Here is a 26172-nt window from a genome sequence, read left to right on the forward strand (position 1 = left end):
TTCAAGATCGGGAGTGAGTCGCCAGTACATAGCCGCAGGCCTCTTTGGTCAGGCGCCTCGGCCGGCCTGCTTCCGCGGCTGCGGCTGACCGCTGTTTTGTCGGGTCTCGTTATATTCTTGCCGAATGAGCGTTGCGCTGATACGCATTAGCAGCACGGAATTTTTCCGAGTCTGCATTGACTTGCGTCGAGAAAAGCGCCGTGCGTTCTGTCCGAGACCAGCAACCCCGACGTGGTGGCAACCGGGTTACGAAGGGGTTCTGGTCGAAAAGAAGCAGGGCAGGTCCCGTCCAAATCGGGGCAGGCCCGTCAACGCTCTGGAACTCCGAAGCCATTGCCCCCATGGCCTTCGGAAGAGCATGAACCATGGGGAAATCGATGGTCACCAAGAAACTTACCGCCAACGCAGAAAGCGCGGCAGCCTTTCTTGCGGTGATGGGCAACGAGAAGCGTCTGCTCATCATGAACTACCTCGCTGAGGGCGAACTCTCGGTCGGCGTGCTCGCCGACAAGGTCGAACTCAGCCAGTCGGCGCTGTCGCAACACCTGGCCAAACTGCGCAGGTTTGGCCTTGTCGAAACCCGCCGCGATCGTCAGATGGTCTATTATTCCTGCAAGTCTTCGGCAGCGCGCGAGCTTCTGACACTGCTCGATGGCCTGCTGACGACGGACAAGCCGCTTGCCGGACCGGCAAGGCAGGCCTTGGTCGAAAGGATGCGGCGGCCGCAAGCCGCCTGAACAGACTGGCACGCACGGACGAGGCCAGGGGGCCTTCGTCCGGCGCGGCACTTCCATGGCGCAGACTGCATGCAAGCGGCCGCATCGTGACCCGCCCACGTTTCCTTGAACCGCTCCTGCCATATTGCTCGCCGGCGGTTTCATCACGTTTGTTTGAGAGGCGACGCTTGGAAGTCCGATTTCCGCTGCAGGCCGCTGATAGTAAATGATTTTTATGTATGAGCGGGGTCTGGCTCAGCCGAAGATTACAGATTTGTAAGTCGCCTGGTCGGGCGCTGTTGGCTAAATTTCGAGTCGATCCACACCCCCGGATCATGACGGCGCCAAGCTTCCACTTCGGCTCCGTAAGGGGCTCGCCGCTCCGGCGGGCCTCTTTCGTTTCGGGCCGACGATGTGCCTTGCCGCCCGCCGACGCATCGCTCTAGCGTGCGCCGCGCTGCCTTGTGATGACGCTGCGCAGGGCGAGCACCAGCACGGTGATGATAATCAGGATCACCGAGAGCGCGGCGATCGCCGGGTCGATGTTGTCGCGCAGGCCCATCCACATCAGGCGCGGCAGGGTGATGGCGTTGACCGAGGTGATGAACAGCGTCACGCCGATCTCCTCCCAGGAGAGCACGAAGGAGAGCAGCGCCGCGGTGACGATGCCGAACTTGATGTTGGGCATGATGACGCGCGTCGCGCGCTCCCACACGCTGGCGCCGAGCCCGCGCGCGGCAAGGTCGATGCGCCGGTCGAGCTGGCTGAGCGACACGAGGATGAGCACCGTGGCGAAAGGCACGGTCATCACCGAATGCGCCATGGCGACGCCCAGCCAGGTATCATACCCGAAGAAGGAGGTGATGCCGGAAACCGAGGTGAGCAGGAAATAGAGCGTCACCGCCGAGACCACCGGCGGCACCACCATCGGCAACAGCACGAAGCCGACAAGGGCGGCGGTGAAGCGCGGCTGAAACATCCACACGCCGAGGCTGAAGGTGAGGGCAAGCGCGGTGGAAAGGATGCTGCTGACGATGCCGATCCTGAGCGAAAGCAGGATCGAGTCCAACCAGCGCGGATCCTCGATCAGCGAACGGTAGTGGCGCAGCGACAGTTCACCCGTCGGCATGGTCAGCATCCGGCTCGGCGTCAGCGACACCGGGATGACGGCAAGCAGCGGCATCAGCAGGAACAGCGCCACCACCACGGCGAGGAGCAGCGAGACGGGGCCGGGGCGGTAGGTCGGCATCTTGGCTACACCAATTGCTTCGGTTTGACGTAGCGGAACAGCAGCGCCATCAGCGCGCCGACGAACACCACCAGCACGACGCTGATCGCCGCGCCCAGCCCCCAGTCCGGGCTCTGGAAGATGCGCAGATAAATGAGCTCTGCGATCATCACGCTGCGGCCGCCGCCGAGGATTGCCGGCGTGACGAAGAAGCCCAGCGAGAAGACGAAGGTGATCAGCGCCGAGCCGATGATGCCGGAGCGCGTCATCGGCACGAACACCGTCCAGAAGGTGCGCATGCGGCTGGAGCCAAGGCCACGCGCCGCAAGCAGCACGCGCTCGTCCAGGCTACGCATGGCGGATGCCAGCGGGAATACCGCGAAAGGGATGAGAAAATGCGACATGCCGACGATGACGCCGAACTCGTTGCGCACCAAAGTCAGCGGCTCCGAGATGAAGCCGACCGATTGCAGCCAGGTGTTGATCAGGCCGCGGTTGGAGAGCAGCGCGACCCAGCCGAAGGCGCGCGTCAGCACCGAGATCCAGAAAGGCACCAGGATGCAGAACTCGGCCAGCACACGCTGCACCGGACTGCCGCGCACCCACACCACGGTGATGGCATAGGCGGCGGTGACCGAGACCACGGTGACGATCGCCGCGATGCGCAGCGTGCGGATGAACACCGACTGCACCAGGTCGTCGGTGAGCAAAGCGTGGTACTGGCCGAGGCCTGGCGTTGGGAGGGTAAAACTCCACTTCACCACGCCGAGGAAGGGCCAGGCATAGGCAAGGATCAAAAACAGGAGCAGCGGCGCCATCAACAGCGCCGCGCCCATCCTGTCGGAGAGGGGGCCTCTCATCGGTCAGAAATCTCGGCCTGATCAGGCCGAGATGATCTTGGTGTATTCGTCGAGCGCGGCGCCGTAATTCTTGGCGTACCACTCCATGTCGAGCGGGATCTGCTTCTTCATGTTGTCCGGATCGACCGGGTTGATGCGCTTCTTGTCGGCCGGGATCAGCGCATCGGCCGCCGGATTGGCCGGGCCCTGTCCGAGCTTGTCGAACATCACCAGCTCCTTCTGCGGATCCTGGGTGCTGGCGATGAACTTCATCGCCGCGTCCTTGCCGCCGGGATTGTTCTTCAGCACCGCCAGCGCGCCGGGCGAGATCAGGCCCTGGTCCCAGATGAACTTGATCTGGCCGCCGGAGTCCTGCTCGATCAACGAGGCGCGGGTCGACCATACGATCGCCATCGAAGCCTCGCCGTTGAGCAGCACGCTCTGGCTTTCGGCGCCGCCGCCCCAATAGGAGACGACGTTTTCCTTGAAGGCGGCGATCTTGTCATGCGCGCGCTTCAGGTCGAGCGGATAGAGCGAGGCGGGTGCCACACCGTCGGCCAGCAGTGCCGCTTCCCAGCTCGACACGCCCCATTTGTAGAGCGAGCGCTTGCCGGGGAATTTCTTGACGTCGAAGAAGTCGGCCATTCCGGTCGGCGCGTTGGAGCCGAATTTTTGTGAGTCGTAGGCGATCACATAGGAGAAGAAGTAGGTCGAGGCGGCATATTCCCAGCCGAAGCCCGGCCGCATCTTGCTCTTGTCGACGACCTTGTAGTCGATCGGCTCGAGCATGCCCTGGCCGCCGAGCGTGATGGCCGAGAACGGATCGACGTCGACCAGGTCCCAGGTCGGCGCGCCGCTCTTGTACTGCGCGGCGATAGCACCTTCGGTCGGGCCGGAGCCGTCCATCTTGACCGGGATGCCTGTTTCCTTGGTGAAGGCCTGGCCGTAAGCGGCATCGTAAGCCGTTATGGCGTCGCCGCCCCAGTTCACCAGCACCAGCCCTTTGGTCTCGGCTTGAGCGCCGGTCGAGCGCAAAAGCATCGGCGTGCCGGCGAGCACGAGGCCCGCAAGCTGCGCGAACTGCCGGCGCGATATCTCGCCGCGCTTGGTCCGCTCGGCGAGGGATTCGATCGTCTGTTTCTTGGTTTCGTTCGTCATGTCAGTTCCCCTTGTTGTCGTTGATTTTGAACCGGAAGCCGGGCGGCGAATTAAGGCCGCGGCGGCGCTCTCTATTGTCCTCCGTCCGGAAGGAGGAAACCCTTTTCCGCCGGCCAGGTCAGCCAGACGGAATTGCCTTTGCTCAGCGCCGCGGCTGCGACCTCGTTCGGCACCGATACGGTGACCTTGGCGCCCTGGCGCGTGGTGAGGTCGAGCTTGGTCGCGGCACCGAGATAAGTCGAGGCGACGGCCGTCGCCGCGATGCCGTTTTGGTTGGCGAACGCTTCCGGCGCGATCGACATGTCCTCGGGGCGGATGGCGAGGATGGCGTCGCCTTTGATCGCCTCGGCCTTGCAGCGCATGTTGACCGCGCGGTCTTCGCAGAGCCCGGTCGCGCCATTGTCGGCGGGGCGCACGCCCTTCACCGGCAGCATGTTGATCTCGCCCAGGAACTCGGCGACGAAGCGGTTGGTAGGCCGGTTATAGACCTCGTCAGGCCTGCCGACCTGCAACAGCTTGCCGTGGTTGAAGATGGCGACGCGCGACGACAGCGCCAGCGCCTCGCTCTGGTCGTGCGTAACGAAGACGAAGGTGGTGCCGGTCTCCTGGTGCAGCCGCTTCATCTCGGCCTGCATCTGGCCGCGCAGGCTCTTGTCCAGCGCCGAGAACGGCTCGTCGAGCAAGAGCACGCCCGGCTCGAACACCAGTGCGCGGGCCAGCGCCACACGCTGCTGCTGGCCGCCGGAAAGCTGCGCCGGCAGCTTCTTCTGATGGCCTTTCAGTCCGACGCGTTCGATCATCTCGCCGACACGGCTTTTGATCTCTGCGGCGGATTTCTTGCGCACCTTGAGCGGGAAGGCGATGTTCTGTTCCACGCTCATATGCGGGAACAAAGCATAGCCCTGGAACACCATGCCGGCGGCGCGTTGCTCGGCCGGCCGGTTGGTGATGTCGACACCGTCGCTGAAAAGCTTGCCTTCGCTCGGCTGCACGAAGCCGGCGAGGATCATCAGGAAGGTGGTCTTGCCGGAACCGGATGGTCCGAGCAGCGTCAGGAATTCGCCGCGGCCGATATCGAGCGTCAGATTATCCAGCGCCCGGAACGAGCCGAAGCTCTTGCCGATCCCGTTCGCCTTGATCTCTGCGGCCCGGCCGGGTTGCTGCATCCTGCCTCTATCCTCACCGTCAAGCCAAATCGTAGGCACGGCTGCGGCTCACCGCAACCGAATAGTTTTCGCCTGATCGGCAAATTTGATTCACGCGTGGTGCGGAGCGGCGACGCGGCAGCGCCGATCTCAATACTTAGCCAGGCTGCTCTCCGACAGCTTCGCCCTCAGCCAGTCGCCGAAGGCATTGAGCACCGGGTGCCCCGCCTTGGCGTGCTCGAAGACCAGAAAATAGGAGCGCGGCGACGGGACGGTCGCCTCGAACGGCTTGACCAGCCGGCCTTCGCTCAGCGCCTGGCGGCCGGTCAGCTCGTCGCCGAGCGCAATCCCCTGGCCGGCGATTGCCGCCGAAAAGACCAGATTCATATCGGAAAAGAAGATGCCGCCTTCGGTATCGGGATTTTCCACCTTGGACAGCGCCAGCCAGCGCGCCCAGTCCTCGGTGTCGGAAAGATGCAGGAGGTTGGCGCGCAGCACGTCGGCGGGTTTGGAAAAACCGCCGACCTTGTTGAGCAGTCTCGGGCTGCAAAGCGGCGTGAAGGAGACCTCGCACAGCAGTTCCACCGCCCGGTTCGGCCAGTTGCCGACGCCGAAGGCGATGAAGGCGTCGGCATCCGGATTGCTGACATCGTCGAGCCGCCGCGGCGTGAGCACCGAGAGCGTCACGTCCGGGTACATCTGCTGGAACTCGCCGATATGCGTGCACAAAAACATTGAGGCGAAGCCCGGCGGGCAGGAGATGGCGAAGGAGCCGCCGACCCCGGCGCCGCTGTTCTGGGTCCTCGCATCGCCGAGCACGGTCAGCGCCTTTCGGACGTCGGCCGCGTAGCGCTGGCCGCGCGGCGTCAGCGCCACGCCCTTGCCGATGCGCTGCAGGAGATCGAAGCCGAGGTCGCGCTCAAGCAGCCGCAGCTGATGCGAAACCGCGCTGCGGGTGAGGTGGAGTTCGTCGGCGGCGCGCCAGACGCTGCCGTGACGGGCGAAGCTGTCGAGGGCGCGCAGCGCCTGCGTGGATGGTATTCGCAAGAGGCCTCAGGTGAACCGAATTTGCACGAGCCGGGAAAACATATCACTTTTTGATGCGCCGCTTCACTGCTTTCTTTACGGCATGGAGGAACCGGTGACGACCTCGGCGCAAGAAACCGCGCTTGCCTGCATCGACAGCATCCAGCCGTTGCTCTCGGCCTGGACGCGCACCATCTTCGATTTCGGCGAGACCGCCTGGCGCGAGTACCAGTCGGCGGCCTGGTATGTGGATCGGCTCAAGCGCGAAGGCTTCTCGGTCGAGGAAGGCTCGGGCGGCATGCCCACGGCCTTCTGCGCCCATTGGACGAATGGCGACGGCCCCGTGATCGGCATGTATGGCGAATACGACGCCGTGCCCGGCAATTGCCAGGACGCCGCGACGGTGAAACGCGCGCGGCCGGGCCTTGGGCAGGAGGCGGGTGGCCATACCGATCCGCATTCGGGCCTCGGCATCGGCAGCCTCGGCGGGCTTTTGGCCACCAAGGCGGCGATGCTGGAGCACGGCATCAAAGGCACGCTGCGCTTCACCGGCGAGCCGGCCGAGAAGGTGCGGGGCTCCAAGCCTATCCATGCTGCCAAGGGCTATTATGACGGCCTTGCCGGCATGATCTCCTTCCATCCCTTCTACATGCTGCCGCTCTGCAACACCGCGCGTTGGGACACGCATTGCGGCGCCGCCTATGCGATGATCTACCGCTTCATCTGCGACGAGCCGGAAAATTGGGTTCGCGCCAGCGACGCAGCACCCATCCCGCAAGCGCATTCGGCGGTCAGGGCGCCCGGCGCCAACGACGCGCTGATGATGATGTACATGGCCTCCAAGGCGCTGCGCGATTCCATGCTGACGCATCAGGGCGGCTGGTCGATCAGCGAGGCAATCCTGACCGCGGGGCAGGCGACCGCCGACAACCTTCCGGCCGGCCTTGCCGAGATCCAGTACATGATCCGCGTGCCGACCATTGCCATGGCCGAGCAGGTGACTGCCGTGCTCGACCGTAACGCGGAAGCCGCGGCAAAGATGAGCGGCTGCCGTTACGAGCGCCACTGGGTGTCGAAGTCGCGTCCGGGGCTGGCCAACCACGCCATGGCCGACATCACCTATCAGTCACTCTCGATCGTCGGCGCGCCGCGCTGGAGCGAGGAGGCGAGGGCGATCGCCCGCGAGGTCCAGGTCAATGCCGGCGGCGAGGCGACGGAGAACCCGTTCATCGACGAATTGGAGCGGCTGATTTCGCCGCAGGACGCCGAGGCGATCCTGCGCCGCGACCTGCCGCCCTCGCAGGTGAACTCCACGTCGGACGATTACACCGACATGAGCTGGCATGCGCCGACGTCGCGCTTCTATGTCGCCCGTCCGGCACTGCGCGCCGCCACGGGCCACACCTATCCGGCCTGGGTGATGAACGCACTGGGCGGCATTCCGGCGACCATCGACCCGATGGTCACCTGCGCCGCGAAGACGGTCGCGCTGACGGCGCTGCGGCTGCTGGAAGACAAGGCCGCGCGTGACGCCGCGATGGACGAATTCGTCAAGCGAACCGGCGGCGGCGTCGGCGGCTCGAACTGGATCGCGCCGCTCTGCGACTACGAACCGCCGATCAAGTTCCGCTGGCCCGAATATGTCACCACGCCGCGCGGGCGCGACTGGTGGATCCCGGCCGCTTCGATCTCATGACACGAAACAAACCATCCCGAGGAGAACACTATGACTGTCCATGACCGCATCATCGCCGAGCCGTTCTCGCTGCAGCGCCGCAACCCCAATGGCGGCACCAAGCCGCTGACCGCCTGGGGCTTCGCCAACGAAACTGATGTGCTGACCGACGTGCTGCTCGGCTCGCCGAACTTTCTGCGCCACCTGTCGACCAGCTCGCTGTCGCGCAAGCATCTGCGCGAGGCGCCTTGCAACATCCAGATCGCGCAGGCGCAGCACAAGGACCTTGTCGCGGCCTACGAGCATTTCGGCGTCAACATCCACTGGCACGAGCCGACGCCGGAATTGCCGATGCAGGTCTATTCGCGCGATTCCAGCGTCATGACTCCCTATGGCGCCTTCATCACCGCCATGGCCAATTGGTGGCGGCGCGGTGAGAATTATGCCGCCATCCGTACCTATGAAAAGCTCGGCATTCCGATCTACGACATGGTGACCGCCGGCACTTTCGAGGGCGGCGATTTCAACGTCATCGAGGAGGGCGTGGTGCTGATCGGCTGCGGCGGTGCCCGCACGCAGGAAGAAGGCGCGCGTCAGGTGCAGGCCTGGTTCGATAAGGAAGGTTGGGAGACGCGGCTCGCCTTCATCGACGAATATTACGTCCATATCGATCTGATGGTGGTGCCGATCGCCGAGAAGCTCACCGCCGTCTGCCTCGCCTGCACCGAGCCAGGCATTGTCGACTGGCTGAAGGGAAAGGGCCACGAGATCATCGACGTGCCCTTCCAGGACACGATGGCGCTCGGCTGCAACTTCATGTCGCTCGGCAAGGACAGGGTGATCGCGCCGACTTCCAGCCAGAGCCTCATCGGCCAGCTGAAGGCGCGCGGGTTTGAAGTCGCGGCCGTCGACATGAGCGAGATCTCCAAGACCGGCGGCGGCATCCACTGCATGGCGCAGGCGCTGAAGCGCGTGCCGGCATAACCGATTTCGAACCTCGGCAGTTGCCGGCGATGAAAGCTTATCCCCTGGCCGTCGGGCCAGGGTATTTCTCTTTGCAGGCTCGGCCTGTCAGGAGACTTCGCCATATCCGTTCCGATCATTCTGGCCCTGCGCTAGGCTCCGGCCAGCCGAAACAGGATTGCCGCAAAGATGATCGTTCAGGCCTGCATCAACGGCGCCCGAGCCGCCGACTTCCACCCGGCATTGCCGCTCGATCCCGAGGCGATGGCGCGCGACGCCGCAGCCTCGATCGCGGCGGGCGCGGCCGAGCTGCACGTGCACACGCGCGGCGCCGACGGTCGGGAGAGCCTGGCGCCGGAGGCGATGGACAGCACGGTCGCAGCACTCCGCCGCGCCTGTCCAGGCACGCTGATCGGCGTATCCACCGGCGCCTGGATCGAGAAGGACGATTTGCGCACGCTGGTTGCCATTTCCGGCTGGCGCGAGCTGCCCGATTATGCCTCGGTCAATCTCAGCGAGACGGCGGCGCCCGTCGTCATGGAAAGCCTGCGCCAGCGCGGCATCGCCATCGAAGCCGGGCTCGCTTCCATTGCCGACGCCGAGCGTCTCGTCGGTCTCGACCATGGCGGGCGGGTGCTGCGCGTGCTGGTCGAGATTTCCGAGCAGGCGCTGGATGAAGCCTTTGCCGTGGCAGATGGCATCGAGACTGTGCTGGAACGCGCCGGCATCCACCGCTCGATTCTGCTGCACGGCGAGAACGACACGGTTTGGCCGTTCGTGGAAAGGGCGGCCGCGCGGAAGGTGTCGACGCGGGTCGGGCTGGAGGACGGCAAGGAATTGCCGGATGGAAGCGTGGCGGACGGCAACGCCGCGCTGGTGGCTGCGGCGGTGGCGATTTACCGCGCTCGGTGATCTTGTTCCTCGCCTCCACGAAGTGGGGGAGAGGTGGCTCGGCGAAGCCGAGACGGAGAGGGGGAGCGCCCTACGAAGACCCCCTCTTCGTCCGCTTCGCGGACACCTCTCCCCCGCCTTTGGCGGGGGCGAGGAAAGCGCTACTGCGTATCCGCGATGGCCCTCAACTCGGCGCGCTTCTCATCCGACACAACGGCAAGATCCAGCACCTTCTGCAGACCCGCCGCGTGGCGGAAGGTCGGCTCGGTCTGCGCGCCGCTCTTCACCGCCTCGACGAAGCGCTGGTAGTTGGTCGGGACGGTGCCGGCGTCGAGCTCTTCCCATTTGGCGTTCTCGACATTTTCGCCGACGCAGGCCTTGAGCATCGAGCCGTCGAGATTGTGCACCACCTCGATGCCGCCCTTGTCGCCATGGATGCGCAGGCGCAACTCGTTGATGTGGCCGGTGGCCCAGCGGCTGGCATGCACCACGCCGAAGGCGCCGTTGGCGAAGTCGAGCGTCATGGCGAAACTGTCGTTGGCGTCGAGCTGGTACTCGCCGATGCGGTTGCCCGGCGCCTTGTCGAAGGCGCGCAGCCTGCAGAAGACATGGTCGATATCGAGCGCCGCGCCATAGCTGGCGAAATCGAGGATGTGGATGCCGACATCGCCGAGCACGCCGTTTGAGCCGTGGCCGCGCGACAGCCGCCACAGCCATTTCGGATCGGTGCGCCAGTCGCCCCAGAATTTCGACACCAGCCAGCTCTGCAGGTAGGACGCCTCGACATGGCGCACCGTGCCGATCTCGCCGGCCTGCACCATCCGGCGCGCCTTCTGCAACGCGGCGACGTTGCGATAGGTGAGGTTGACCATGTTGACGATGCCGGCGGATTCTGCGGCATCGGCCATTTCGTTGGCTTTGCGGAAATTTTCCGCCAGCGGCTTCTCGCACAGTACCGGCTTGCCGGCGTCGACCAGCGCCATGGTGGTCGGATGATGGATGCGGTCGGGCGTGACATTGGCGACCGCGTCGAAATCGCCCCAGTCGAGCGCCGCCTCCAGCGAGGTGAAGCGCTTCGGGATCTTGTAGGCGTCGGCATATTCGCCGACGCGGGCCGCATCGACATCGACGGCGCCGACGATCTCGACGCCCTCGATCGCGCCGAAGCGGCGGGCATGTTCCTGCGCCATCCAGCCGGTACCGAGTATCAAAAGCCGCATTTTTTGTCCCTTTGAGCGATTTGGTTCGATTCAATAACGGGGGGGGGAAATGTGACCCGGGCGCTGTTTTGGCGCAATCCCAAACGAAGCGGAGAGGCGCTTTTTAGCGAAAACCGGCCTCGCCATGCGCATGCAGCCTGGGCCCGCGCTCCTCGATCGGCTCCAGCGCCTTTTCCACCGGCACGTTCGGCGCGTCGAGGATGGCGGGCTTCGCCCCTTGCGGGTTGTGCGCCCACTTCACCGCATTGCGCAGCACCTTCTGCACGGTGGCGTCGTGATAGGTCGGATAGGTTTCGTGTCCGGGGCGGAAGTAGAAGACATTGCCGGCGCCGCGCCGGTAGGTCAGGCCCGAGCGGAACACCTCGCCGCCCCGGAACCAGGAGATGAAGACGGTTTCCAGCGGCTCGGGCACGGCGAACTGCTCGCCATACATCTCCTCGTTCTCGAGCTCGAAGAACTCGCCGATGCCTTCGGCGATGGGATGGCTGGGGCTCGTCACCCAGAGCCGCTCGCGCTCGCCGGCCTCGCGCCACTTCAGCGTGCAGGGCGTGCCCATCAGCCGCTTGAAGATCTTCGAGAAATGGCCGGAATGCAGCACGATCAGCCCCATGCCTTCGAAGACCCTGCGCGCTACGCGTTCGACCACCTCGTCGGCCACCGCGCCATGGTCCTTGTGACCCCACCAGACGAGCACGTCGGTTTCGGCAAGGCGGGATTGCGGCAGGCCGTGCTCCGGCTGCTCCAGCGTCGCGGTCGAGGCTGATATGCCTGCGTCGGTGTTCAACGCCGTGGCAATGGTCGCGTGCATGCCTTCCGGATAAATCGAGGCCACCACCTCATTGGTCCGCTCATGGATGTTCTCGCCCCAGACGACAGCGCGAATTGTCATGGATTGCCTCGTGAGTGATTGGGAGCCGCCCCGCGCCATAGATAGCGCCTTCGCCCGGTATTGGAAGCGGTTTTCGCAATGCGGTGAATGCCTGTGGAGTGCCGCCACGCTCCTTGCTTCGCGCTGGACGATGAGTTCGCGAGGCCGATTGGCAAGCTTCCCTTCCCGTGCGCAATATTGGCCATGGGCGAAGTGCTTGTAGGCGCAGCGATCTTTGCTTGTCTGGCCGGGGCCTCGCTGGTCAGCCTGGTGGTGCACGAGCGTTTCCCTGCTCACCACCTTCAGGACGACACCAGCGCAGTGGTGCGGCTTGCCGCGAACCTGTTCGTGGTGATGTCGTCGCTTATGCTCGGCCTGATGATCAATTCAGCCAAGAACACATTCGAGGCCATCAACGGCAACGTCCACACCTTCGCCACCGATCTCATCCTGCTTGATCGTACGCTTCGACATTACGGACCGGAAGCGGACAGCGCCCGGCAATCGCTGACCGCATACGTCCAGCGCGTCGTCGATACCTCTGCCGCCGACAGCGACACCACCGTTGTCCCGAACAGGCTGGCGGAACTGCTGCTCAATCAGGTCGGCGACATCCTGGCGGGATTGACGCCGGCGGATGCCAGGCAGACCGCCGCACAACAGGCAGCGACACAGCAACTGCAGAAGCTGATCGAGCAACGCTGGATACTGGCCGAACAGTCCGAGGGCGCCATACCCGCGCCACTGATCGTTCTGCTCGTCGCCTGGCTGACGCTGATCTTCGCCAGCTTCGGCTTCCGGGCGCCGCGCAACGGCACCATCGTCTTCACCTGCCTCGTTTCCGGGGCGCTGGTCGCCGCGGCGATCTATCTGATCGTCGACATGGACAGCCCGTTCTCAGGCCCGATCCAGGTCTCGCCGGCGCCCCTGCAACGGGCGCTGGCTGAACTGACGACGCAATGAGTTTACCGGCCGGGCTGGCCGAGCAATTCGACCAGCAGTCTCGCCGCTGCCTTGGCGCCGTCGGTGCGGATCATGCCGGCGATAGTGCTCGCGCGGGCGCCGGCCGCCAGCGCCCTCTCCAGCGCCGCCGACAGCGACTGCGCCGTCGGCACGGGACCGTCATGCGCGGCGCCGATGCCGAGCTCGGCCGCCCGTCGCGCCCAATAGGGCTGGTCTCCGATCTGCGGCACGATCACCTGCGGCGCTCCCGCCCGTGCGGCGGCGACGGTCGTACCGGCGCCGCCGTGATGGATGACGGCGGCGACGCGGCCGAACAGCGCCTGCTGGTTGACCTCGCCGACGGCAAAGCAGTCGTCGCGATCGTCGACGGGGCCCAACTCTGCCCAGCCATGCGCGAGCACCGTACGGAGGCCCTTGGCGCGGATCGCCTCGATGGTGGCGGGGCCGGCTTCGTTCGCGACCGATATGGAACCGAAGCCGACATAGACCGGCCGCGGGCCGGCATCGAGGAAGGCTTTGAGCCCGTCGGGCAGGGGCCGCTCGTCCGGCAGGATGAAGGCGCCGGTCTGCACGGCGTCGATCAGGTCCGAGCCTGGCCAAGGTCCTAGCGTCGGGTCGCAGGCGAGCAGGACGGGATTGCCGTAGACATAGTCCCGGACATTTTCTACCGGGGGCAGTCCGAGCGATGCGCGATGGCCGTTGATCGCCTCGCCGAAGAGGGCGTTCTTGGTCCGGATGTCCAGCTCCCACAGCAGCCGGTTGTCGGTCACGCCGGCCGGCAGCGGATGGCCCGGATATTCATGCGGCCGGTTGTGCGGCGAGGGCAGCCAGATGGGGCAGAACGTGCCGAGCATGTAACGCATGCCGCGTTGTTCCGCGACCAGCCGCGCGGCCGCGCAGGACGGGAAGAGGCCGAACGCCACCACTGCATCGCAGCCTTCGGCGGCCGCGCTCAGCGCCTCATATTGCCTGGCGACGATCTCGGCCGCCTGGCCGGAAATGAGCCGGGCCCGGTCCTCGGGCGAGGCCGATCGCGAGCGGTTGACCATTTCCTTCGCCCATTCGCGCACCGGCGCGAAGGCCGGTGCCAGCGTCACGTCGGCGCGGGCCAGAAGGGCGGCAAATTCCTCGTCGCCCGGCGCGCTGACCCTGGCCTCGACGCCATGCGCCTGCAACGCTGCGCCCAACGCCGCCAAAGGCTCGACGTCGCCGCGCGAGCCATAAGTCGATAACAAGATACGCATTCCATGCTCCGTGTCGTTTTTCGGAGCAGCGTTGATACGCCATGGCCGGGGGCTTGCCGCAAGCCCGGGCTGCGCCATATCTACCTTCTGGGAAGGGTCGTTGTTGCGTCCTCGGTTGAGGTCGCGATCGCAATTCGAAGCGGCGACGACATACCAGCATCCGCGCGCATCCGCGCGAAGCCCTTCGGATCGGCAAGTGGGGATCGGCCAGTGCCGGCGACAAGCTCGCCGGCCGGATAGGGTTTAACCCTGGCGGCCTTCCTGGGCGACCCGGGTGGGGGAGCTTGTGAGGCGCGGGACGACGACGAGACGCTTGATCTTGCCGTTTTTGTAGGCGGCAAGGAAGCGGTGATAGTCCTTGAAGACGACGCAGCCATTGGATTCCGCACGGCCGCCGCGCAGCATATAGGTGTGCGCAAGCAGGCCGTTGCGGCCATATTTGTTGTTGCCGCTGGTCGGCGTGAGCCTGATTGCCTCGACCCCGTGAAAGCGCGACTCGCGCATCGACAGATTGTAGGTGTCGGGCGGCGTCGGGCCGACATTCTTGCGGTTGACGAAGCGCGGCTGGTCGACCATCGAGCCCAGCCCTGAATGCGCTTCCAGCTTCGAGCCGTCGGGCATGTAAACGGTCCTCGCCGAAATATCGTAGACGGCAACGCCATTGCCCGTCGTGGGTCCATTGAAAAGGTTGCGGAACGCGCTGCCGAGTCCGCCGCGCTCCGGCGTGTCGGGCTTGGCATAGGCGAGCATCTCGGACGCCTGCGCCTTGCGCTTGCCTGGCTTGGAGTCGGTCACGAGCGGTTTCGAGTCTGTCACGCCCGGCAGGGCCTGATCGCCGTTCCTCGGCGAGACCGCCGTCGGTGCGCCTTGCGCGGTATCGGCAGCGGCCGGCCGTGGCTTGGCCTTGGCAACCTGCGGCTTCGCGGTTTCGGGCTTCTGCGTCCTGGCGGCGTTTTCTTCGGGCGCTTCGGTGGCGCGTTCGAGCGTGGCGCGCGGGCGAAGGCCGGGCACGGCAATGGTGTCGGGCAGATCGTCCTGCGGCGGCAGCGAGGCGACCTGATACGTGCCGTCCTTGCCGTTGTCCGGTTTGGCGGCGACATCTGGCGCGTCGGCGTTTTCGAGCGCGACGGCGGTCGGAAGGTCGGCCGTGTCCTCCGGCGCTATGTTGGCAAGCGCCAGCGCCAAGTCGGAAGCGCCGGCGATTTCGGCCGGCCGCGAACCGAAGCGGGCTTCCGCCGGGGCGCCTGGCAGCGCGCCGCCGAAGCGGCTCGCCGAAGGCAGGCTGGCCAGCAGGAACGGCGCCTTCTCGGCGCGGGCAAAGGCATCGGCAAGCTTTTGCGGCGAAAGCGCGGCGCGCTTTACAACGCCGTCGAAGCGGTCGACGGCCCCGGCGGCCGAAGCCACCACGACGTTTTCATGCGCGACGCTATCCGGCGCCGGCAGCTTGAGCCGCGCCGTCTTGCCGGCGTGGCCTTCTTTCTTCAATTTTTCAGGAGCTTGGCCGTAATGCCTGAAGCTTGTCGCGAGGCTGAAGCAGCCGGAGTCGCAGCCGCCGGTGAGCGAGCCTGCCTTGTAGCCGCCATTGACGGCAAGGTGCGGCGCCCAGGCGTTGGCGATCTGCCGGCGCTGGTCGCCAAGCGCGATGTTGCGCGGCGAAAGTAGGCCTTGCGGCAATCCGTTGGAAGCGGCGGTCAGCGAGGCGCTCACCGAATGGAGCCCCGCCAAGGTGGCAGCGGACCACAGCACGAGGGCGGCGCCGACAGCAGGCACCACGACCCAACGATGACCAGACTTTTGCGAAGTTACCCCCCCATGAGGAGCGTCACCCCGGTTCTTCAAACGCAAAAACGCCATACGACCACTCTCAATCGGCATGCCGGTTTGCGGACCTGGCACCCGTCACGATCACAGTTCGCTGGTGCCCCCTGCACCTTCACGCGTCTGTTGCCGATTGATTCAAAAGATGGACAAAGTTGGTTAACCAATCCCTCCACCAATCGCCGATTTGGCGACGGTCCATACGAAAAAAGAGCCCTCCATGATCTATGCCACGGTAAAAATGCTCTTCCTCACCCGCTTTGCTGCCCGTTTTTCCGGCCTCTGTCAAGAAAACGTGAAGGCTGGAACCGCAGCATCTCCAGCCGGCTAGAGGCCGATTGGGGTCAAAATGCGACGATCTGAAGAATTGCGGAACAAGCCAGTCGCAAAACCCTTGGACCAGGTTTTGGGGAGTGCCGGCGGCCGGCGCGGTCTCCTTATTGCGAGGATCGCCCTAAAAAGCCACCCGCTGACTGCAGCGACGAAGCCGGAAACGTCAGCGCCGTTCGTCAGGGCTGTCGGCGACACCGACATGGTGCCGATAGACCATCTTCCAGCCCTTCCATCCGGTGAACAGAAGAATGAGGACCACGAGCAGGGACAGTATTAGACCGATCGGAATGACCGCAGCCTCGCCATGAACATAGCGCGAATACCAGTTGTAGAGCTCGATCAGGACGACAATCACATTGCCGCCGGCGTGAAGCCATGCATCCCGAAGATTGCGGACCTGGTCATCGCCCAGCACATCAGTCAGGCCGGCAACAGCGGCCAGGGCCGCCATGATCAGACCGGCCCCGAGAAGCCACAGCGAGCCTGTCACCCAACCGGGATTGCCCGTTCGCCAGAAGATCAGGTCGCAGACCAAGGTGGCGACGAAAAACGCGATGGGAAAGGGGATCAGCATCGGGTGGATCGGATGGCCGCCGATGCTTGCCGTGCTGCGCGGATAGTGGGTCATGGCGACGCCTCCAAGCTAGCTGGGCCGACTGACCCTGCCCAACGGAGCTGGCCAGCCGCGACAGAGAACATGAAACCCCGGCGGCGGTGGAATGTTCCATTGCGCGCCGGCCGCTCGCAGCGCCGCGCCGACGCCTTTGCGCCGATAAGCCGCGAAGCTCGGCTGTTTGCCGGCAGAAGCTTTTCGGTGCTCGGTTCGGTGCCCAATGTAGCCGACCGACGGGTCCGGCCTTCATCAGCGAACGTCGATGACGACCATCAGACCGCCGCCACCCTTCTCCTCGGCATTGTTATTCGTGGTGTGATGCGGGATGTGGCAGTGAATCAGCCACTTGCCCGGACGCCTCGCTGTCCAGACGACATCATATCGCTGGCCCGGTCCGACATTGACCGTATCGGCAAGAAAACGTGCGGCGGCGGGAATCGTCTCGCCGTCGCGGGCGACCACTTCGAACGGGCCGCCGTGGATGTGCATCGGGTGTATGAAGCCGTTGTTGGTGCCGATGAAGCGGACCTTTAGCGTCTCGCCGACCTTCATATGGATCGTATCGGTCGACGGATAGGCCTTGCCGTTGATGGTGAAGAAGTTCGGCATGCCGCCGTCCATCGGCATCGATGGATAGGTCAGGCCTTCGCGGACCAGCCATTCCTGCAGCTCGATGACATAGTCGTGGTCGGCGGCGACCTCGTCGGCGGGATTGGCGGGATCGATGATCAGCGCGCCATAGAGGCCGAGTGCCTGGGTGCGGTCGGGCTTGGCGTGCGGATGATAGAAGTAAGTGCCGTGCTGGGTGGCGGTAAACTCGTAGGAATAGGTCTGCCCGGGCTCGATCGGCGCCTGGGTGATCTCGGCCGGCCCGTCCATCTGATTGGGCAGGATCAGGCCATGCCAGTGCACCGTTGTTTCCTCCGGCAAGGCGTTGGTGACGTTGATGCGCACCCGGTCGCCCTGACGGATATGGATGCGCGGGCCCGGAATCTGACCGTTATAGGCATAGGCGTCGACCGTCACGTCCGGCAGGATATGCCAGCGGATCACCGACGGCCTCAGCTCGAACACCTTCACGCCGTTTTCCATGCGGAACGGCAGGTCTTGGTCGCCCTTCGCAGCCAGACCGTAAGATGCGCTCACCAGCCGAGGATCGGCCGCCGCCATGTCGCGCATGGTATCGGCCGGTGTGTCGCGATCCATGATCATGCCCTGGGGCATGATCACTCCGCCGACGTCGCGGGCCGAGAGCCTGAGGTTCAGCCAGTTCGCAGGCGCCGCCATGCCGATCGCCAGGGCCAGAGCGGAAACCGCACCGAGCGCCGCGATTTGCGGTGTGGTCGCGTCAGAGCGCATGTGATGGCCGGCGGCGCGCTGTTCGCCCGCCGGTTCGTGGCCCTGCCGGGCATGGCCGTGCCCGCTCGCTTCGGCCGGTTGCGGGCGCTCGGTCATCAGCCCGTGCTTGAGGCCGCGCGCGACCAGCCAGACATTGGCGGGATAGGCCAGCGTGAAGCCGGCGATGACGCCCAGCGACATCACGCCCCAGAACAGAAGTTCGGTGGGCTCCATGGCGCGCATGTCGCGGCCCATCATCAGGAAGCTCATGACCGGCGCCATGCCGGCCATCATGAAGTTCATGGAGATGAACTCGGGCAGGAAGCTCTTCTTCACATTCTCCCAATAGCTGCCGCCCATCATCGATTTCATGAACAGCGATTGGAAGATGAACAGGCCGAAGGCGAAGCCGGCGAGATATTCGACGATGAGGTCGAGCCACATCGGCAGGCCGAGCGTGGCGGTGACGACCGCGGCAAGGATGATCCCGGTGGCGTCGCCGGCGACACAGTGAATGGTCGAGCCGACGCCCTGCTTCCAAAGAGGCTTTGTGAAGGCCTCATGCTCGCCGGGGCGCGGTTCCTTGTCGGCCAGCACATAAAGCAGCAGGCCGAGCGGGCCCATATAGAGCGTCACCAGGATGAAGCCCCATTTCATCACCACCGGCTCGGGATTGTTGCGGTATTGGTCGAACCCGACATAGAGCGTCGAAGCGGCCGCGAGCACGAACCAGGCAACGAGGAAATAATCGATCGGTTGGATGAGCATGATGCGGCCTCTGCTCGATGAAACGGCTGGTTGCATCCCCGCGGATGAACGCGGCCGAGGCCACTACGATCCATCTTGCGGAATTTGCGGCTCCAGCCTTCGATCGAACTTGACCTTCCAGCAACTGGAACCCTTAGCGTCGGCGGCGAGGCTTGCGGCGGGCTCTCAATTGAGATCGAGGAGCGAAAAATGCATCGACGCGGTTTTCTGGCGGCAAGCCTGGCGACGGTTCTGGCGAGCCCGCGCGCGCTGGCGCAGATGAAGATGGACGACATGTCGAACATGCCCGGTATGGACCATGCCGGCCATGACATGGGCTCGATGGGTCAAGGCCCCGTGGCGCTGCCCCAGAACCAGCCCTTGCGCGAATTGCCGCTGCTGGCGAATGAAGCGGCCGGGTCCGGCCTGTTCAAGGCGAGGCTGACAGCAGAGTCGGCCACGGCGCGCTTTGCCGCCGACCGGGACACGCCAATTCTTGCCTATAACGGGATCAGCCCAGGACCGCTAATCGAGACCCAGGAGGGCGACCGCGTCGAGATCACCTTCGCGAACCGGATCGAGGGCGAGCCAAGCACCATCCACTGGCATGGCATGCCGGTGCCGGCGGACCAAGATGGCAATCCGATGGACCCGGTGGCGGCGGGCGCCGACCGTGTCTACGCCTTCGAACTGCCCGAAGGCTCGGCCGGCTCCTACTGGTATCATCCGCACCCGCATGGTCGGACGGCCGAGCAGGTTTATCGCGGCCTTGCCGGTGCGTTCGTCGTCAAGGCCAAGGCCGATCCGATCCCGGCCGCCTATGGAGACACCACGCTCTTCCTAACCGACCTTCGCCTCGCCGCCGACGGTTCAATGCCCGAAAACACCATGACCGACATGATGAACGGCCGCGTCGGCGATCACGTGCTGGTCAACGGCCAGAAGAATCCGCGGCTCGCCGTGGCAATGGGCACGAAACGGCGCTTGCGGCTCTACAATGCCACCAATGCGCGCTTCCTGAGGCTTGCTTTCGTCAACGCGGCAATGACGGTGATCGGCAGCGACGGCGGCCTGATTGAGGCGCCGGTGGCGGCCGACGAGATCCTGCTCAGCCCGGCCGAGCGCGTCGAGCTGGTCGTCGCTTTCGACAAGCCGGGGACAGCAACCCTCACCACGCTCGACTACGACCGCGGCTGGATGGGGCCGGGCCGGCCGGAGGACAAGGGGCTCGCCCTGCTGACAGCCGACGTCTCGGACACGCAGGCCGAGCCGATGCCGCCGCTGCCCGAGCGGCTGCGGCCGATCGCGCGATTTGGCCAGCCGACGGTTAGCCGCCGTCTCGTCTTCACCGAGACCATGGCGATGAAGCCCACCGGTATGGAGATGGGTTTTCTGATCAACGGCATGGCGTTCGACATGGGGCGCATCGATATCGTCGCCAGGGCCGGTGACACCGAGCTCTGGGAGATCGTCAACCAGGCCGACATGGACCATCCTTTCCATCTCCACGGCACGCAGTTCCAGCTCATCGAGCGCGAGCGCGACGGCAAGGTCTCGAAGCCGCCCTATCTGGCATGGAAGGACACGGTCAACGTGGCGCGCGGGGAGACGGTGCGGCTCGTCACGCGCCAGGAGCGGCCAGGGACGCGCATGTATCACTGCCACATCCTCGAGCATGAGCAGCTGGGTATGATGGGCGTCGTCGACGTGCAGGCATGAGGTCTGGCATCGTTTGCGCGGCGGCAGTGCTGGCCCTCGCCGTGTTGCCGGTAGCCGCACCGTCGCTGGCTCGGGACCCGGACAACGCGATCGTTACGACGCGCCAGGCCGCGATGAAGGAGATGGCCGCCGCAGCCAAGGCGATCGCCGAGATGTTCGACGGCAAGCGCGCCTATGAGCGGCGGCCTTCAAGGCAGCGGCGGGCACACTCAGCGCCCGCACCGGCGGTGCTCTGATTGCAGAATTCCCGCGGGGCACAGTTGGCGCGTCGTCGGCCGCCAAACGGGAGATCGACCAGGCCCGGCCGGAGTTCGAGGCGCTCGCCCGCCATATCGGCCGGCTTGCCAATGCGCTCGCCGCCAAGGCCGGGAACGCGCCCGCCGAGATTACTGCCGACATGCGAATGACGGGACCGCCCGTAGACGGCGGCAGCCTGCTTGGCAAGCGCCCGGGCGTCGCCGAGGCCGATCCCGCAAAAATGCCGGCGGAGCATCTCCTGCACCTCATTCTGCAGGACTGCACGAGCTGCCATTCGAAGTTCCGGCGGAAAATCGAATGAGGCCGGATGCGTTCAGTTGCAAGACCTGTGGGCGAGGCGAAGAGGGGTTCGGTGGCAGTCGGCTTGCCCCAAAAGAAGTCATCCTCGCCGCACGCGGGGCGAGCTCTTGCGGCACAGAGCAGTCAGCCCGACCCCACTGGCCTCGCAGCCGGGCGAAATCGTCGAGGATTGCTAGGCGCTCGCCCTATCTTGGTCGGGCCTTGGTGCTCGCCAGTCATTCACTTGCTGCCCTGCTGTACTGCCCCGGGCACGATCAGAGCGCCCTGATCAGGTCCCGAAAATTTGAAGCCGATAAAAAATAGGACGATGATGAGAACGCAGATTGCCAGCACCGTGACGAGGGTCCTTCTCGGGTTTTCGGCTGGCGGTCTGTCTTCCATGGCAATTCGCCTCGGATTCTAAACTCGGCGACAATGCCGGGGTTCCCAACGCCGCGCCGACCAACGGACTGGCCGAACCACGTCAGGACGCGGCTTTTAGCGGAATGTTCCTAACTAATACGGTGCGGGCCTGCGCTTCCGAATTCCCAGCATCATACTTGCGTCTGTGCTAATATATAACGATTACGCACTTTCGTGCGTAGCCAACATATTGGGAGGATGCGATGAAAACCATGAATCGCAGGTCTGCAATTGCTCTCAGCATGACGGCCGCCGCGGTCACGCCCTTGTTCACCCTGATGGCATCCGCAAAGACCAAGAAATACGGTCCGAAGGATGGCAAGGAGATAGCGCCCGGCATCAGAGTGGTTGAGGTAGGCACCGGCAATTCCGACATTCCCGCCTACAAGAGCATTTCAATTGTCGACGTGGTCTTCCAGCCCGGAGCGCACGCGCCCGCAATGGTGATGGACAACGACATGGTATGCACGATTACGTCGGGCGCTTTCACGGTCAAGAAAAAGGACAAGGAATTCAAGCTCAAGGAAGGCGACATGTACACCTGTTCCAAGGGCAAGACCGACGAGGCGACGAATACAAGCAAGGAGGTGGGCGTGCATCGCATCGCAGTCTTGATACCTGCCTAGCAGGATGGCATCCGGCCGGACGATCGGTTGCCATCGCCAGTCCAGCCGAGGTTTGGGAAAATTCGCGCGGAAGACGATGCGCGATGCGCGCCTTAGCCGAACCAGGGACCAACCTCGTCTTGCCGCTGAGTTGTGCGCCCAAGGTCAGTGCTTGCGAGACACTGCGGAGCGCCGCCTCCATCAAGGCGGCGCCGGCGGCCAAGGGCCAGCCGGGCGATGACTGCGGCGACATGGGCGCATTGTGAACAATCCCTCCAGGCCGCCGCGTAGCGTCTGCCGGCGGCTTGGCGCCGCCTCGCGATTCTGAGAGGGGCGGCTCCGAGTCCGCGAGGGGCATCACAAAAATGACGCGCTCTCACCGCTATATACCAGGCTGGATGCGCTAAAGCAGGGTTCATCATTATGGATGCCAGCGAATTGCAGGCCATAGGCGATACGCTGATGCGCGTCGTCACACCCGATATGAAACCGAAAGACCTGCTCAAGGCGGTGCGAAAACTGCATCCGGACGCCAAGAAGAGGGATATTGCCCGCGCGGCCTTCCACGCCATTATCGCCAACGCCGACCAGGATCCCGGCAAGTCGCGCAACCTTCAGGCCTTCGCGCTTGCCGAGCGTACCCAGCAATCGGAATAAATTGCCGCGAATTGTAGTTTTGGGCTTGCCGGAAATTTAATAAGCGTCCTCTAATTTAATGGCTCAGCCGGCAGCTGGAGCCAATTCCAGGAAAAAGTGTGTCACGGTTTTCCGTCCGGAATTACCCCAGCCCCAACCGGTAATGAGCCCATGACCAAGAACCTCGGCAATGCCAAACCCAGCACTCCTGCCAAGGAGATGAACCCCTCGCTATTCGGCAAGGCCGCGCCGGCATTGTTTCCGCTGCTCGTCGCGGCGCTTGGCTATCTCATCGGCCGGCATTTCTTCGGCTTTTGACGGGCCGGCGTCCGGCACGCTATTTCCAGCCGGCCCAAGTGCAATTGTCGTCTCGACCATCCTCCTTGCAGCTTTGGTCCTAGGGCCTAGGTCGTTCTTGTCCTTGGCCGGGCCCAAGCGCATGCTGGTGGCAGCCGGCGGCCTCGCAAACTCCGGTCAGGCCCGGCCGCCGAACCCAGTATCACCCCCCCCCCAAAGGCTGCCGGGCCGCCGTCTATGCGGCGAATTCTTCCGCGCTCGCCCACGGCCAACTGCCGCACTGCCTAAATCTGCAGTACCGCTCGGACGCCTTCAAATTCCGTTGCTGCATCGTCTCGCAGACCGAACGCCATGTGGAAGTCGAACTCGGCTGCACCTAGGCGCAATGGCATGTCTTCGCCGCCACGCTCGCTTTTATTCGGGAAACTCGCAAATATGCCGAATAACGGCGGGTGCTCTTGCACTAAAGAACAATAAGCCACGCTTTTCGGCAATTCCAGACGCGCTAGATTGTATTGTGGGTCGGAGATAGGCAGTTCTTCGAATGAAGAGCAGGAGCTGTATATGGTAACAAGCGAGCCAGACAGTGTCCGCGTAAAAACCGTTAATGGCCAATGGATCGTGCGCGTCGTCGACGGCGGCAGGCTGAAGCAGCAAGTGTTCGACATTCACGCGCAGGCCGAGATCTTCGCCGAGGAGGAGCGGCTGCGACTGGGGCTGCCGGGCGAGCCTCCGGCCGAAGAGCCAGTCGGACCGCTCCCACACGGGCGGGCTCGCTGACGGGCGGGGGGTAGCCGGACCACGCCAATCGCTGAGGTCGGAACAGACCTATCCCTGGTGCTCGGCTCTGAGCCTCTCTTTCATCCGTTCAAGCGCCGGCGGACCGCCGGCCGCCAGATCGTTGGCGACCCGGGCCAACTTATCGTCGGCCTTGCGGTATTTGCTGCCCCAGGCGCCGAGCGTTGCCAGAACCGGCAAAAGGTCGATGCCGGCCTCGGTCAGCCGGTAGATCGCCTTCAGACCGTGGCTCGGGTCGTCGCTGCGGGTGAGGATGCCTTCGTCGACCAGCGTCTGCAGCCGCTCGGCCAGCGTGCGCGACGAGATGCCTTCGTCGGATTGCAGGAACTCGCGAAAGTGCCTTTTCCCGGCGAAGGCCAGGTCGCGAATGATGAGCAGCGTCCAGCGGTCGCCGAGCAGTTCGAGCGAGAGGCTGATCGGGCAGCCGGATCGTTCCTTGGTCGACATCAGCATGGTTCCATTTTTAAATCACTTTACTATTGACATCGTTCTTGCCTTGCGTCAAATGGTTCCAGAAGTAAATCATTTGACGAGAGAAGATCGATATGAGCCGGCAAGTCAAGCGTACGATGGTGGTCGTCGGCGCAACCAGCGAAGTGGGCGCCGAGGTCTCGGCCAGACTGACCGGCGCAGGGCACAAGGTGCGCGGCATCGCCCGTAGCCTCGGCGTCGCACTCGACGATCAGGCGGCGCTCGACGCTGCCTTCTCGGGTGCCGACAGCGCTTACGTGATGATCCCCTTCGATGTCACCGCGCCCGATCTGCATCACTTTGAGGACGAGGTCGGCGCACGGCTGGCATCCTCCATCGCCAAGGCGGGCCTGCGCCGGATCGTGCTGCTCAGCGGCCTCAATGCCCATCTCAGAATGGGTACCTCGCTTGGCGCCGCGCTGATGGAAAAGCGGCTTGCCGCGCTGGGCCTGGAGGAACTCGTCTATCTGCGCGCCTCCTTCTTCATGGAGAATTTCATCAAGGGCATGGGCTTCGTCGAGCAGGCGGCGTCCGGCGTCTTCGGCTCGCCCTTCCGCGGCGACCTGCCTATGCCGCTGATTGCCGCCAAGGACGTTGGCGAACGCGCCGCCGCTCTATTGAATGCCGAACACTTTCCGATCCAGCGCGTTGTCGAATTGCACGGCGGCGGCTCCTACACGTTCGAACAGGCCACCGAGATCCTGGGCAGGGCGATCGGCAAGGAGGTCGCCTACGATGAAGTGCCGTTCGCCGATGCGCGGGCCGGTATGGTCGCCAATGGCATATCGGCGAGTTTTGCCGATGCGCTGGGCGAGACGGCGGCAAGCTTCAACAGAGGCGAGCGCTGGGCGCTGGAAGCACCCTCAGCCGAAAATGCCACCCCGACCAGCTTCGAAGCCTGGGCGCAGGCTTTCGCCCGCTCGCCCGCCGCGGCGCGAGTCGTCACAGGCAGCAATTCCTGACCAGGGAGACCGGACATGAGAAAGCTCATCCTGCAGATGCAGATATCGGTCGACGGTTTTGTCGGCGCCGACGAGGTCCGTCGCTGGCAACTCTGGGAGTGGGGCGACGACAGCGCCTGGGACGAGGAGCTTAAACGGGACTTCAACGCCGTTTTCACGACCATCGATACCATCCTGTTGAGCCGCAAGATGGCTGAGGAAGGCTATCTGACCCATTGGGGCAACGCGGCGAGGAAATATCCGAAGGACCGCTTCTTTGCCTTCGCCCAGCGCATCGTCGAGGCCGAAAAGGTGGTGGCGAGCGATAAGCTCGGGGCCTCGCGCTGGGAACGAACGCGCGTCGTAAGCGGCGACTTGCCGCGTGAGGTCAACGCGCTGAAGCAAGGCGAGGGCGGCGACATCGCCGTGTTCGGCGGCGCCGGCTTCGCCTCGGCGCTGATCGCCGCCGACCTTGTCGACGAGTTCCAGCTCTTCATCAATCCGGCCGTTCTGGGCAGTGGCCGCCGCATCTTCGACAAGGGCGGCTTTGGCAGGCTGAGGCTCCTCGGCTCCAAGCCCTATGCCTGCGGCATGGTGGTGAGCCGCTATGCGCCGGCGAGGTGAGAAGGCAATCGATGGGAGATCGCTCTGCCTGAATCAATCTGGCAGCGCGGCTTCCTAACTACCTGTCTGGCCATGCCTTTCCCGGATGGCTTGGCAACCGCCCCCGCTGACCAGCCGCAGCTGCACGCCTGGCGTGATGGACCGCTGCCAAGCGGCGCGGCCGTTGCCCACGGCGGCAAACCAGCGGGCTTCGCACGATGTCAGGCCGATAAGCACCCGGCCGGCATATTCGGCCGGCGCGCCATTGGCCGCATCGAACACCGTCCAGCTGCTGCCAGGCGGCTCCTGCACCGGGACGAACCTCATCGGAGACTCCATCTGTGAAGAGATGGGCAA

At 64.3% G+C, this 26172-nt stretch carries 28 protein-coding genes; 14 read left to right on the forward strand and 14 right to left on the reverse strand.

Annotation, left to right across the window (positions count from 1 at the left end; translation table 11 throughout):
* Window positions 1–377 precede the first annotated feature (377 nt).
* Entirely contained in the window at window positions 378–737 is a 360-nt protein-coding gene (locus LB538_RS16640; protein ID WP_095767198.1) for an ArsR/SmtB family transcription factor, read from the forward strand.
* Between the two features lie 421 nt (window positions 738–1158).
* On the opposite strand, the gene LB538_RS16645 is transcribed toward LB538_RS16640, so the two are convergent.
* From LB538_RS16645 to LB538_RS16665, 5 genes are all read right to left on the reverse strand, one after another.
* Entirely contained in the window at window positions 1159–1965 is an 807-nt protein-coding gene (locus tag LB538_RS16645; protein ID WP_224524855.1) for an ABC transporter permease, read from the reverse strand.
* A 5-nt stretch (window positions 1966–1970) separates the two neighbouring features.
* Window positions 1971–2804, reverse strand: a complete 834-nt coding sequence (locus LB538_RS16650) for an ABC transporter permease (protein WP_095767106.1) — start codon at window positions 2802–2804, stop codon at window positions 1971–1973.
* Window positions 2805–2825: 21 nt separating this feature from the next.
* Complete coding sequence (locus tag LB538_RS16655; protein WP_224524851.1) at window positions 2826–3941, reverse strand: ABC transporter substrate-binding protein; 1116 nt, start codon at window positions 3939–3941, stop codon at window positions 2826–2828.
* A 71-nt stretch (window positions 3942–4012) separates the two neighbouring features.
* Window positions 4013–5107, reverse strand: coding sequence for an ABC transporter ATP-binding protein (locus LB538_RS16660; protein ID WP_224524848.1), 1095 nt, complete (start codon window positions 5105–5107; stop codon window positions 4013–4015).
* A 129-nt stretch (window positions 5108–5236) separates the two neighbouring features.
* Window positions 5237–6133 (reverse strand): LysR substrate-binding domain-containing protein, encoded by an 897-nt coding sequence (locus LB538_RS16665; protein ID WP_095767109.1) that lies wholly within the window; start codon window positions 6131–6133, stop codon window positions 5237–5239.
* 82 nt (window positions 6134–6215) lie between these two features.
* On the opposite strand from LB538_RS16665, the gene LB538_RS16670 reads away from it, so the two are divergent.
* The 3 genes from LB538_RS16670 to LB538_RS16680 all read left to right on the forward strand — a co-directional run bounded on the left by LB538_RS16670 (window position 6216) and on the right by LB538_RS16680 (window position 9662).
* Complete coding sequence (locus LB538_RS16670; protein WP_224525195.1) at window positions 6216–7808, forward strand: amidohydrolase; 1593 nt, start codon at window positions 6216–6218, stop codon at window positions 7806–7808.
* Window positions 7809–7838: 30 nt separating this feature from the next.
* Window positions 7839–8771, forward strand: a complete 933-nt coding sequence (locus LB538_RS16675; protein WP_224524846.1) for a dimethylarginine dimethylaminohydrolase family protein — start codon at window positions 7839–7841, stop codon at window positions 8769–8771.
* Between the two features lie 168 nt (window positions 8772–8939).
* On the forward strand, window positions 8940–9662 hold the full coding sequence (locus LB538_RS16680; RefSeq protein ID WP_224524844.1) for a 3-keto-5-aminohexanoate cleavage protein: 723 nt from the start codon (window positions 8940–8942) through the stop codon (window positions 9660–9662).
* A 140-nt stretch (window positions 9663–9802) separates the two neighbouring features.
* On the opposite strand, the gene LB538_RS16685 is transcribed toward LB538_RS16680, so the two are convergent.
* Window positions 9803–10861 (reverse strand): Gfo/Idh/MocA family protein, encoded by a 1059-nt coding sequence (locus tag LB538_RS16685; RefSeq protein WP_224524842.1) that lies wholly within the window; start codon window positions 10859–10861, stop codon window positions 9803–9805.
* Window positions 10862–10964: 103 nt separating this feature from the next.
* Complete coding sequence (locus LB538_RS16690) at window positions 10965–11750, reverse strand: ThuA domain-containing protein (RefSeq protein ID WP_224524840.1); 786 nt, start codon at window positions 11748–11750, stop codon at window positions 10965–10967.
* Window positions 11751–11933: 183 nt separating this feature from the next.
* Here LB538_RS16690 and LB538_RS16695 point away from each other — a divergent pair, with 183 nt between their 5' ends.
* Window positions 11934–12692, forward strand: coding sequence for a DUF4239 domain-containing protein (locus LB538_RS16695; RefSeq protein WP_224524839.1), 759 nt, complete (start codon window positions 11934–11936; stop codon window positions 12690–12692).
* Window positions 12693–12694: 2 nt separating this feature from the next.
* On the opposite strand, the gene LB538_RS16700 is transcribed toward LB538_RS16695, so the two are convergent.
* From LB538_RS16700 to LB538_RS16715, 4 genes are all read right to left on the reverse strand, one after another.
* Complete coding sequence (locus LB538_RS16700) at window positions 12695–13936, reverse strand: glycosyltransferase (protein WP_224524837.1); 1242 nt, start codon at window positions 13934–13936, stop codon at window positions 12695–12697.
* Between the two features lie 243 nt (window positions 13937–14179).
* A complete protein-coding gene (locus LB538_RS16705) occupies window positions 14180–15682 on the reverse strand; it encodes a tlde1 domain-containing protein (protein WP_224524835.1) in 1503 nt (500 codons plus the stop codon).
* 568 nt (window positions 15683–16250) lie between these two features.
* Window positions 16251–16715, reverse strand: a complete 465-nt coding sequence (locus tag LB538_RS16710) for a DUF2231 domain-containing protein (RefSeq protein WP_224524834.1) — start codon at window positions 16713–16715, stop codon at window positions 16251–16253.
* A 234-nt stretch (window positions 16716–16949) separates the two neighbouring features.
* On the reverse strand, window positions 16950–18806 hold the full coding sequence (locus LB538_RS16715; RefSeq protein WP_224524833.1) for a DUF4396 domain-containing protein: 1857 nt from the start codon (window positions 18804–18806) through the stop codon (window positions 16950–16952).
* A 189-nt stretch (window positions 18807–18995) separates the two neighbouring features.
* Here LB538_RS16715 and LB538_RS16720 point away from each other — a divergent pair, with 189 nt between their 5' ends.
* The 3 genes from LB538_RS16720 (at window position 18996) to LB538_RS16730 (ending at window position 21063) form a co-directional block, all read left to right on the forward strand.
* A complete protein-coding gene (locus LB538_RS16720) occupies window positions 18996–20504 on the forward strand; it encodes a multicopper oxidase family protein (protein ID WP_224524832.1) in 1509 nt (502 codons plus the stop codon).
* On the forward strand, window positions 20501–20740 hold the full coding sequence (locus LB538_RS16725; protein WP_224524831.1) for a hypothetical protein: 240 nt from the start codon (window positions 20501–20503) through the stop codon (window positions 20738–20740). Before LB538_RS16720 ends, LB538_RS16725 begins: the two co-directional genes overlap by 4 nt.
* A 167-nt stretch (window positions 20741–20907) precedes the next feature.
* Window positions 20908–21063 carry a hypothetical protein gene (locus LB538_RS16730; RefSeq protein ID WP_224524830.1) on the forward strand — a complete coding sequence of 52 codons (156 nt, stop codon included), beginning with the start codon at window positions 20908–20910 and terminating at the stop codon, window positions 21061–21063.
* 218 nt (window positions 21064–21281) lie between these two features.
* On the opposite strand, the gene LB538_RS16735 is transcribed toward LB538_RS16730, so the two are convergent.
* Window positions 21282–21443: a hypothetical protein gene (locus tag LB538_RS16735; protein ID WP_224524829.1), complete on the reverse strand. Its 162-nt coding sequence runs from the start codon at window positions 21441–21443 to the stop codon at window positions 21282–21284.
* A 224-nt stretch (window positions 21444–21667) separates the two neighbouring features.
* Between LB538_RS16735 and LB538_RS16740 the strand changes: the two genes are divergently transcribed.
* The 4 genes from LB538_RS16740 to LB538_RS16755 all read left to right on the forward strand — a co-directional run bounded on the left by LB538_RS16740 (window position 21668) and on the right by LB538_RS16755 (window position 23782).
* Window positions 21668–22090 (forward strand): hypothetical protein, encoded by a 423-nt coding sequence (locus tag LB538_RS16740; protein WP_224524828.1) that lies wholly within the window; start codon window positions 21668–21670, stop codon window positions 22088–22090.
* A gap of 402 nt (window positions 22091–22492) precedes the next feature.
* Window positions 22493–22726 carry a hypothetical protein gene (locus tag LB538_RS16745; protein ID WP_095767121.1) on the forward strand — a complete coding sequence of 78 codons (234 nt, stop codon included), beginning with the start codon at window positions 22493–22495 and terminating at the stop codon, window positions 22724–22726.
* Window positions 22727–22876: 150 nt separating this feature from the next.
* The gene (locus tag LB538_RS16750; RefSeq protein ID WP_224524826.1) at window positions 22877–23023 is read left to right on the forward strand and encodes a hypothetical protein; all 147 of its coding nucleotides are present in this window, start codon (window positions 22877–22879) and stop codon (window positions 23021–23023) included.
* A gap of 543 nt (window positions 23024–23566) precedes the next feature.
* Window positions 23567–23782, forward strand: coding sequence for a hypothetical protein (locus tag LB538_RS16755; RefSeq protein WP_141245335.1), 216 nt, complete (start codon window positions 23567–23569; stop codon window positions 23780–23782).
* 48 nt (window positions 23783–23830) lie between these two features.
* On the opposite strand, the gene LB538_RS16760 is transcribed toward LB538_RS16755, so the two are convergent.
* Entirely contained in the window at window positions 23831–24247 is a 417-nt protein-coding gene (locus tag LB538_RS16760) for a winged helix-turn-helix transcriptional regulator (RefSeq protein ID WP_095767125.1), read from the reverse strand.
* Between the two features lie 98 nt (window positions 24248–24345).
* On the opposite strand from LB538_RS16760, the gene LB538_RS16765 reads away from it, so the two are divergent.
* The gene (locus tag LB538_RS16765; protein ID WP_224524823.1) at window positions 24346–25233 is read left to right on the forward strand and encodes an NmrA family NAD(P)-binding protein; all 888 of its coding nucleotides are present in this window, start codon (window positions 24346–24348) and stop codon (window positions 25231–25233) included.
* Between the two features lie 15 nt (window positions 25234–25248).
* Window positions 25249–25836, forward strand: coding sequence for a dihydrofolate reductase family protein (locus LB538_RS16770; RefSeq protein ID WP_224524820.1), 588 nt, complete (start codon window positions 25249–25251; stop codon window positions 25834–25836).
* Window positions 25837–25890: 54 nt separating this feature from the next.
* Here LB538_RS16770 and LB538_RS16775 read toward each other — a convergent pair whose 3' ends face one another.
* Complete coding sequence (locus LB538_RS16775; RefSeq protein ID WP_224524818.1) at window positions 25891–26142, reverse strand: hypothetical protein; 252 nt, start codon at window positions 26140–26142, stop codon at window positions 25891–25893.
* Between the last annotated feature and the right edge of the window lie 30 nt (window positions 26143–26172).

The organism is Mesorhizobium sp. Ca11 (assembly GCF_020165275.1).
In the GTDB taxonomy this organism is placed as follows: Bacteria; Pseudomonadota; Alphaproteobacteria; order Rhizobiales; family Rhizobiaceae; genus Mesorhizobium.